At 46.4% G+C, this 2,067-nt stretch carries 3 protein-coding genes; 2 read left to right on the top strand and 1 reads right to left on the bottom strand.

Annotation, left to right across the window (positions count from 1 at the left end):
- The first annotated feature begins 542 nt into the window (after positions 1-542).
- Positions 543-1,343, top strand: coding sequence for a peroxiredoxin-like family protein (locus tag H6S82_RS30855; RefSeq protein ID WP_190468130.1), 801 nt, complete (start codon positions 543-545; stop codon positions 1,341-1,343).
- Positions 1,344-1,541: 198 nt separating this feature from the next.
- On the top strand, positions 1,542-1,772 hold the full coding sequence (locus H6S82_RS30850) for a hypothetical protein (protein ID WP_190468127.1): 231 nt from the start codon (positions 1,542-1,544) through the stop codon (positions 1,770-1,772).
- 41 nt (positions 1,773-1,813) lie between these two features.
- On the opposite strand, the gene H6S82_RS30845 is transcribed toward H6S82_RS30850, so the two are convergent.
- Positions 1,814-2,067: hypothetical protein (locus H6S82_RS30845; RefSeq protein ID WP_199318001.1), on the bottom strand; the 254-nt coding region annotated here is incomplete at its 5' end.

Here is a 2,067-nt window from a genome sequence, read left to right as displayed (position 1 = left end):
TTACGTTGTTGTGCCTGACATAAATTATTCTAGCACGAATCAAGAAAAGTCCCCCTGGAAGGGGGAGGCTTTAGACCCATTAATTTCGGTAAAGATACGATGGCGGCAGTGACACCCCCGAAGATGTCGCCCCGCAGGTTGTTAAAACGAATCAGGTTGGTAATTGACATCAATGGTGAATGAATGATTAATCAGTTTTTACCGACTTGGAACTATTAAGCAGTTGCAAGGCAAAGCTTTTGCCGTCGAGAGTGGAATCAGCCATAGCCTAAATTAGGCAGACCCAAGCTAAGATCTGCCTCCCGGCTTCAAAGATTCCAAACTGGGAGATGATTCAGTTCTTCAATATTTTTTAATGTACGTTATAATGAGAATTAATATTCACCTTCTCACCTAAATAGAAGTTAAACTTCCATAGAAAATTCTTAGCCTTACCATAGATAAGTTCCAGAGGCCCTGACGTGACGATGTAATGATTCTGGACTGGCCTACCACCCTTGGCATAATCTGTGAAAATGCAATCTTCAGCAGACAGGTAGGCGATGAATATATATACCATCTTGAGCCAAACCAAGTGCCAACGGGTGAGTGATGGAGCAGTTTTACCGATATTGAGCGGTTGCGAGTCCTCACCTCGACAACTCGTACTGCTATTGCCACAATTGGGAGATTTCGACAGCCTTGAATATGCTTGGTGGTTGCGGCGGGATGCGGACAAACTTCAAGCACAAGAGATTGCCCTGCGAGCGGTGGGTATTGGCGATCGCACTTCCGGTCAGCGATTCTGTAGTTATACAGGATTTCCGGCAGAGTGTTTGTTTGTAGATCCCACCGCCCAACTGCACGAAAAACTCAACCTGTATCCAGGTCTATCGCTCAAAGTACCCGGTTTATCGGCAGGTGTCAATGCTGGGCTAAACCTCATGCTGATGTGTGCCGGAGTTGGTAGCCCCGGTACTTTGGCAGAAGTATGGAGAGGATATAAAGGCGATGCAAGAGCGCCTCAGTTAATTGGCGATGAAGAAATTGTTCAGGCTCCCCCTCTTCCGCCACTGAAAGGTTCATTCTTCCGGTGGGCGGGTGGGAAAGGCTTCCAGCGTCCGTTTGAGTTGGCGACTTTGCGATTGCGGAATATGGCAGAAGTGTTGAGTAACTGGAAAACTTATGTTCCCAATCCTGCCTATCTAACTCAACGGGGAGCAACTTTCTTGTTTAACGAACAGGGGGAATTACTCTACGAGCATCGCGATCGCGCCATCCTTGGTTTTGCTGCCAATCTGAGCAATCCTCTATCGTTTCTCTCACCTTTTGGTATGCGATCTGCTTGTTCAGATCGAGCGTGAGGTTTACAAGCCCCTACGGAAAATGTATTCGATCGAGTCGCTTTGCCGCTATAACGCCTCGATCGTTCCATCGGTCAGGGAAATTTGAAATTTATCAATCTCTTTATGCCTATATCTGCATAAAGTTACAAAAGACACAGTTCTCTTGAAAGTTTTAGGAGTTAATAACTCTTATCCCTTCTTCCGACTCTCTAACTTATGTTTGACTTAACTGCTGCCGACTACTCCCTCTTGTCCTGGATTCAACAGTCTGGCATTCCCGCCCACTCCCTATCCCTGCGCTTCCATCCGGGATGTTTAATGGTGCAGTGTCAAACTATTGAGGATGCAACCAAGTTGTGGGAACGACGCTCCATCCTCCAGCTTTCTGGCATCGAGTTGTGCTTTCGAGTCAATGGCGTTTTTTATCTGGCTACCGCCATCAAATAATTGCAAAATTAGTCAAACCGCTTTGGCTCATCTGAGTTCGGCTACTGAACGTTGTCTACTTGAGTCTTAATAGTTTGCCAAACGGATAACACTCCATCGATCCATCCTTGAGCAAAGCTAATCCGACTTTGGGGATCGACTTGCAGTAAGTAGGCAAAGTCAGCATCGTTCAAACGAGCTTGCTCTGGATAGTCTTTCAGATTCAGGAAAGTCCAGAGGTAGTCCAGCACATCTTCATTGAGGGCAACCGCCAGCGGCTGGACTCGTTCAAAATGGCGGAAATCTTTATACGATA

It is taken from the genome of Planktothrix sp. FACHB-1355 (assembly GCF_014748295.1).
Lineage (GTDB): Bacteria > Cyanobacteriota > Cyanobacteriia > Cyanobacteriales > Aerosakkonemataceae > Aerosakkonema > Aerosakkonema funiforme_A.
The sequence above is the reverse complement of the archived record's forward strand: the minus strand, read 5'-3'. Positions and strand labels throughout refer to the sequence as shown.

What these genes read in the sequence shown, in the direction of transcription:
- H6S82_RS30855 (WP_190468130.1), top strand. Translation starts at nt 543, where the DNA reads ATGAATATATATACCATCTTGAGCCAAACCAAGTGCCAACGGGTGAGT.
- H6S82_RS30850 (WP_190468127.1), top strand. Translation starts at nt 1,542, where the DNA reads ATGTTTGACTTAACTGCTGCCGACTACTCCCTCTTGTCCTGGATTCAA.